This is a genomic window from Microcystis sp. Msp_OC_L_20101000_S702 (genome assembly GCF_007095705.1).
In the GTDB taxonomy this organism is placed as follows: Bacteria; Cyanobacteriota; Cyanobacteriia; order Cyanobacteriales; family Microcystaceae; genus Microcystis; species Microcystis ichthyoblabe_A.
The window spans coordinates 1-6777 of the sequence record NZ_SFBO01000108.1; the positions used below are offsets into that span (position 1 = coordinate 1).

A 6777-nucleotide genomic window follows, 5' to 3' on the forward strand; every position below is an offset into this window, starting at 1 on the left:
ACCTACATCTACAACAAATTATTTTATTAATTCAGTGTTTAGAATGGTGGTGGCGCGAGCGAGAAGATTATTTTGCCGCCGGCAATTTAACCATTTATTACAGTCCCAACCAGAAAAAGTCAGAATTCTTCCGTGGTCCGGATTTTTTCGTCGTTTTGGGGACAAATCCCAACCCCAACCGCAGAAGTTGGGTAATTTGGCGAGAAGAGGGCAAATATCCCAATTTAATTATCGAAATTCTCTCCGATAGTACCGCCAAAGTTGACCGAGAGGAGAAAAAACAAATTTATCAGGATATATTTCGCACTCCCGATTATTTTTGGTTTGACCCAGAAAGCTTAGAATTTCAGGGATTTACCCTAATTAGCGGTCAATATCAACCGATTACCCCCAATCCCCAGGGATGGCTCTGGAGTCAACAATTAGGCTTATATTTGGGTTTATCTGCCAATAAATTGCGCTATTTTACCTCCAAAGGCGAATTAGTACCCACTCCCGCAGAAGCGGCACAACAGGCAGAAAATCGGGTTTTAGCGGCAGAAAATCGGGTTTTAGCGGCAGAAAACCAAGTCGAGCAAGAAAAGCAAAAAGCGGCGAAATTAGCGGCTAAACTGCGGGAATTGGGCATAAATATCGAGGAAAATCTCTAATCTTCTTTTGTTATTTAATAACGCTATTTTCGGTGAAAGGTGAGGGTATTTGGTGTCATTTAGAGGCTGAATAGTTGATTAATCGCAGAAAGCTCCGCGCAAGCGTAAATTTTCCCGCAATTCCTCGGTCATACCCACGTTATCGGCAAACTTTGCCCCCTTCACTTTTGCCCCGCTAAAATTCGCTTGAGTGATGTTGACTTCAACCAAATTAGCTCCTTCTAAATTGGAGCCAATTAAATTAGCTAAAGCCAAACTAGAACGGTAAAAATCAGCATAACTTAAATCGGCATTAGCTAATAAGGCTCCGCTTAAATCTGCTCCCTTAAAATTAGCATGACTGCCATTAATTTCGCTCAAATCAGCATCGGTTAAATTGGCCCCCCGCAGATTCGCTTGATAGAGATTGGCCATGCCTAAAGATATACCACTTAATTCCGCTGCCAGGAGATTTGCCCCAGTAAAATCTTTTAGGGGATTAAGTTCAGCTAATCGGGCTAATTCCAGAAAATCATCACTAATAGCAGCATAAATTCCCTCGATTTGTGTCTGCAATTTCTCTAAATTTTCTGATGCTGCCGGTTGCGGTTCAACTAGAACATTATCTAATTCTGCCTGCGATGAACCCAAAGAAATACGACTCAAAAAAGCATCAAATTGATTTTCCATTAGGAAAAATGCTAACTTTCGCTCTAAAATACTATGTTTATTGGGACTTAGATCGTGTTTCCATAATCCCGATGTTTCCGTGATACAGATATCCGCAGCTGTCAGCGAAAATTGCACCGTCAGATGATAAGGTTCTTCCTCCACACTGACGGTTCCTAGGTTAATCCTTTCGAGCGCTCCTGTAAATATTGACTGAGGACTTTTGAAAGATAACCGCCATTGATAATTATTAATACGATTTATGTATAACTCTTGACTAGAAAGAGGATTTGGTGTTAGGTGACAATTAACTAAAAGAAAATCTAATTTTCCTCCTTTTAGTCCCCATTTGATTTCCCCGCCAAGGAGAGATTGAATTTGAGCTTGTAGGTGTAAAGTTAAATATAAATCAAATTTTTGCGAGTCGGTGGCTACTGGTTCTAGGGTTAACGATACACTATCGGGGTAGCGATCAAAGGCAGCTAAAAGACGCATAATCTAAAAAAGAAAAGTCAAAATAAACAGTAAAAAAGTGGTGTTTCTCTGGCCCCAAAGCCGAGAACTCACCCCTATTTAAAACAATAGCTGATTTTCTCGATCCTCGATGAACATTTCTTCAGCGATCGCTGAAGGATTGCCCCCGAAAATCAAGGTTAAATTAGTTGACTTTCTCTTTTTTGCCGATATTGCCGTCCGCATTAAAAAACATCGGCAAAAAGCGTTCCATAAACATTTGTGGATCACGATTCCAGGCTTTTTGAGCCGCTTCTACCCGGAATAATTGCAATTTCGGGTCGAGAAGGGATTGGGGTAAACGTTCCATCAGATATTGAGGACGTTCCCAGAGCGGCATAGTGGCGGCGATGTCCATTAAATGACCGACGCGGCGCAATTCTGCTCCCAGGGTGATATCCATACCCGATTCATAGGCGGCCTGTTCGATCGCTGAGTATTTGGCCTTAGCTTTTTCGACTTTTTGCCGATGTTCGGGGCTTTTTTGGGCAATTTTGGCTAACCAACGATTGCCCCAACGCACATGACCTGCTTCTTCGGGAAAGATTTTGGCGATCGTTTCCTGAATTTTCAGATTTTCCGGGGTTTGTTCCCCTGCTTTGAGAGCATAAATATGGGCGGCAAAGTATTCGCATCCCCGTTTTTCCGTGACGTTAATTGCCGCTAGGGCCGCAATCAGTCCATCTTCCCTTTGTTCTTCACCTTGGAATTGATCTTGATCGAGAAGACGTTCAAATTCATCAATATAGGACAACCCCGGCGGTTTCCCCACATCGGCCCCCAATTCGATTAATAAATCGGTTAACCAGTAGGCATGGCGGGCCTCATCGGCGACGTGACGGGAAAGCTCCTGGATCAGTTCTTTCGGTTGTCCGTCTAGGGTTTCGATCAGTTCGGTCAGGTCTTTACAGCTACGTTGTTCGTTGTAGCGGTAACGGTTGAGGGTGACAAGATGAATTTCGTGATCGCTAATAACACGCTTCATGATGTCGCGAGCGCTCATCGTCTTCTTGAATTTACGAGGGTAAGCAACGGTCATGATTTTCTATCGTTTTGTCAACGGCTTTCCGTATTCTAACGGAGTTTTTTGGCTCTCTTGGATTTGGTGGGTAAAATGTATTCTAAGATACATTCCTCCTAGAGAGGGGGTGGAACGAACCACAAAGACACAAAGGACACAAAGATCGATCAATCCTATGTAAGTTAAACTTATCACACACAACCTAGAAGAGCCGTTTTTTCCCGATCTGGCAAGGGATTGGCAAGTGGCCAGCTTTTTTCAGTGATCAGTGAAAGATAAGCTGCCCACGCATTTAAATTGCTTGTGGAGATGAGATACTCTTTACTGTTGGCTCTTGCAAGAGTAAAGAGATTGGGGGAAGATTCGGCTAATCTAAGAATAAGCGATTAAAATGCGTCTTAGCTGATCGAGGAAAACTAGAATCGTCTATGAACACATTCACTCCCCATCAAATTGTTAGTTTATTCTGCAAAAATCGAACTTTATACGGAGAAGTAATTCAGGTGATCGAAAGTCGTTCGGCTCTTTGGGTGCGTCCTCTTTGGTTAATTATAGCCGATAATTTTGAGACCATTGATGTGCGGGAATGTTCCGATTTAATTCTACCTATCAACTTATTTAACCCCGCCTTAGATACGGAAGTTTTACCCCTATTTTCTCAAGCAATTAAAGATAATTATATCGCCAATATTTCCTATCCTCTCCAGGACTTTGTGCAGAAAGTTTGTCAAAGTTATCCCGAATATTTTCAGAAAAATCTATGATTGACGAAGGCTACGTTAAATACAATTGTACTTGGATTCCTGACCGTCCCTTAATAAGCTCAGAGATTGCAGAATTAAATTATTGGCGCAATCGCCTCTATCGATTAGGATTAATCGGTCAATACGATAACGGAATCGGTTTTGGGAATGTGAGTCAACGAGGAAAAATAGACAAAGAAATCATTATTTCTGGCACTAACACCGGGGGAATCCCAGTATTAAATGAATCCCATTACACCACAGTTATAGACTACGATTGGCAAGAAAATCGGGTCACTTGTCGGGGAACAATTGCCGCTTCTTCAGAAACTCTCACCCATGCAGCGATTTATGAAGCGAATCCCCAGATTAATGGGGTGATTCATATTCACCATCGCCCCCTGTGGCAAAATTTAATGTATCGAGTGCCGACCACTCAAGAAAATATCGCCTATGGAACCCCAGAAATGGCCGCAGAAATTATCCGTTTATGTCAAGAAGATCATCTAGAGGAGCAACAAATTTTAGTGATGAGTGGTCACGAAGAAGGAATTATCGCCTTTGGGCAAGATTTAGCAAAAGCGGGCAATTTACTATTATCCTATTACCAGCAATCTCAATCATCTTGAAAGTGACCTCCTTTCCAACTCACCACCAGGGAGACAAAAGCGGTTTTGATTTAGTCGTTTTCATGTTAACTTATTCTGTAGATTTTCGTCTTTGAGGAATGCCATCGTGATCGACATCTTCCATCATCTATCCGTCTCGATCGACTTTTCGCCTCTTACCAATGTCTTGATGACTATTTCGGAGCAAGACGTGGATATCATCGGCAATGTTCAGAAATCCTTCTCAAATTTCGTCAAAACTGGGCAAGCATGGGCCCTATTAATCGGTTTCATTGCCGGTTATATGTTTCGAGGTTTTACTTCTTATTAGCTTTTCGCCTATGGGCATTCAGCCAGAGCGAGCAATTCTTGCTATTCTTATGTTTGTAGGGTTGGAGATTTTTCTAACCTGAAGCGGTAATGCTATCAGCACCGGATTATTCCCCAAAATTGTCCAGCATATTTTGGTTAACTTTATCCACAATCATCTAACGAAAACAGTGACAGCAAAGAAAACTTGGAGCGATCGCTTTGAAGGTAGTCTCCATCCTACGATCGTAGAATTTAACGCCAGTATTGGCTTTGATATCGAATTAATCGAGTATGATCTCACCGGATCGATCGCTCACGCTAAAATGCTCGCTTATACGGGTATTATCAGCCCCGAAGAAGCAGATAGTCTCGTCTCTGGATTGGAACAAATTCGTCAAGAATATCGCACCGGCAACTTTAACCCCGGCATCGATCAAGAGGACGTGCATTTTGCCGTAGAACGTCGTTTAACCGAGATTGTGGGAGATGTGGGCAAAAAACTGCACACGGCCCGTTCGCGGAATGATCAGGTAGGAACAGATATACGTCTGTATCTTAGACAACAAATTGATGATATTAGGCAAGAAATTCGCAATTTTCAGCAAGCTTTAGTCAATCACGCTGAAAACCATCTGGAAACCCTGATCCCCGGTTACACCCACCTACAGCGCGCTCAACCGATTAGTTTAGCCCATCATCTCCTCGCTTATTTTCAAATGGCCGAACGGGATCACCAAAGATTAGGGCAAATTCGCGCCAGGACTAATATTTCGCCCCTAGGATGTGGCGCTTTAGCGGGGACGACTTTTCCGATTGATCGTCATTACAGTGCCAATTTACTCGATTTTGAGCAGGTGTATAACAATAGTCTCGATGGAGTCAGCGATCGAGATTTTGCTATTGAATTTATGACGGCCGCTAGTCTGATTATGGTCCACCTGAGCCGTTTGAGCGAAGAAATGATTCTCTGGTCTTCCCAAGAATTTAGTTTTATCACTCTCACCGATAGTTGTGCCACGGGATCTAGCATTATGCCCCAGAAAAAAAACCCCGACGTTCCCGAATTGGTGCGCGGCAAAACAGGGCGGGTTTTTGGGCATTTACAAGCGTTATTGACCTTAATGAAGGGTTTACCCCTGGCATATAACAAAGACTTGCAGGAGGACAAGGAGGCGTTATTTGATGGCGTTAAAACCGTGCGGATTTGTTTACAAGCGATGACGGTACTTTTAGCCACCGGGATTCAATTTAAAACCGACCGATTAGCTAATGCGGTGGCGGAAGATTTTTCTAATGCGACGGATGTGGCGGATTATTTAGCCAGTAAGGGGATTCCCTTCCGAGAAGCTTATAATTTAGTCGGGAAAGTCGTTAAAAGCAGTTTGGCAGCGGGTAAGTTATTAAAAGATTTAACCCTGACGGAATGGCAAGAATTACATCCGGCTTTTGAGGCCGATATCTACGACGCGATCGCTCCTCGTCAGGTGGTAGCAGCCCGTAATAGCTATGGTGGCACAGGTTTTGAACAAGTGCGATCGGCTTTAATTCAAGCTAAAGCCATTCTCGATCATGATTGATATTGTTAGGGGTTTTGGGGTTTTGGGGTTTTGGGGTATTAGTTAAAATTTCCCTATCTCCCTATCTCCCTATCTTCCTATCTCCTAATTCCTATGGGTCGTGTTTGGTATTTTATTAAAAGTGTTATGGGAATTATCTTTCGTCATCCTGTAACTGGGGTGACAATAATTCCGCTGCTTGCTGATGGCACAATTGTTTTAATCCGACGCAGAGACACCGGCAAATGGGCCCTACCGGGGGGAATGATCGATTGGGGGGAAGATATTTTTAATACTGCCCAAAGGGAATTAAAAGAGGAAACAGGATTAAATTTAGTCAGTTTAGGGCGTTTAGTCGGGGTTTATTCCTCTTTTGAGCGTGATCCGCGTATTCACTCCATTTCATTGTTAATTGAAGTGACAGCTGCGGGTAATTTTCAGATCAAAGATACATTAGAAGTTAGCGAGGTGAGAGCTTTTAGCGTCGAAACTTTACCTCTAGGCAATCTCAGTCACGATAATGATCGCCAACTAGAAGATTATCTCAAGGGTGCCACTGTAGTGGCTTGATTTTTTTCTAGTATCTGCGACCCTAAGTAGCTGGTTATAATTAGGGTTTGCTGAAAAAGTCATTGAAAAGTACAGGTCTCTTAATCAATGATTTCACTTAGCTACAAGCATAAGCTTTAGTTGTTGATTAATTTTTTAAATTATAACTTATCCTAA

Annotated in this window: 8 protein-coding genes; 6 read left to right on the forward strand and 2 right to left on the reverse strand. The window is 42.6% G+C overall.

Translation table 11 applies throughout. The features are described from left to right. On the forward strand, window positions 1–650 hold a 650-nt coding region (locus tag EWV60_RS11850; protein ID WP_287232432.1), incomplete at its 5' end, for a Uma2 family endonuclease. A 78-nt stretch (window positions 651–728) separates the two neighbouring features. Here EWV60_RS11850 and EWV60_RS11855 read toward each other — a convergent pair. Both EWV60_RS11855 and EWV60_RS11860 read right to left on the reverse strand, forming a co-directional pair. Next, window positions 729–1793, reverse strand: coding sequence for a pentapeptide repeat-containing protein (locus EWV60_RS11855; RefSeq protein ID WP_149106643.1), 1065 nt, complete (start codon window positions 1791–1793; stop codon window positions 729–731). Between the two features lie 163 nt (window positions 1794–1956). After that, window positions 1957–2850, reverse strand: a complete 894-nt coding sequence (locus EWV60_RS11860; RefSeq protein ID WP_287232434.1) for a ferritin-like domain-containing protein — start codon at window positions 2848–2850, stop codon at window positions 1957–1959. 410 nt (window positions 2851–3260) lie between these two features. Here EWV60_RS11860 and EWV60_RS11865 point away from each other — a divergent pair, with 410 nt between their 5' ends. The 5 genes from EWV60_RS11865 (at window position 3261) to EWV60_RS11885 (ending at window position 6621) form a co-directional block, all read left to right on the forward strand. Further along, window positions 3261–3596, forward strand: coding sequence for a hypothetical protein (locus tag EWV60_RS11865; RefSeq protein ID WP_002773358.1), 336 nt, complete (start codon window positions 3261–3263; stop codon window positions 3594–3596). After that, the gene (locus tag EWV60_RS11870; RefSeq protein WP_002773357.1) at window positions 3593–4204 is read left to right on the forward strand and encodes a class II aldolase/adducin family protein; all 612 of its coding nucleotides are present in this window, start codon (window positions 3593–3595) and stop codon (window positions 4202–4204) included. The genes EWV60_RS11865 and EWV60_RS11870 overlap by 4 nt, the downstream gene beginning before the upstream one ends. Before the next feature lie 106 nt (window positions 4205–4310). After that, complete coding sequence (locus tag EWV60_RS11875) at window positions 4311–4514, forward strand: hypothetical protein (protein ID WP_002735090.1); 204 nt, start codon at window positions 4311–4313, stop codon at window positions 4512–4514. Window positions 4515–4683: 169 nt separating this feature from the next. Continuing rightward, window positions 4684–6072 carry an argininosuccinate lyase gene (gene argH / locus EWV60_RS11880; RefSeq protein WP_002735516.1) on the forward strand — a complete coding sequence of 463 codons (1389 nt, stop codon included), beginning with the start codon at window positions 4684–4686 and terminating at the stop codon, window positions 6070–6072. Between the two features lie 93 nt (window positions 6073–6165). Beyond that, window positions 6166–6621 carry an NUDIX hydrolase gene (locus EWV60_RS11885; protein ID WP_287232438.1) on the forward strand — a complete coding sequence of 152 codons (456 nt, stop codon included), beginning with the start codon at window positions 6166–6168 and terminating at the stop codon, window positions 6619–6621. Window positions 6622–6777: the final 156 nt, after the last annotated feature.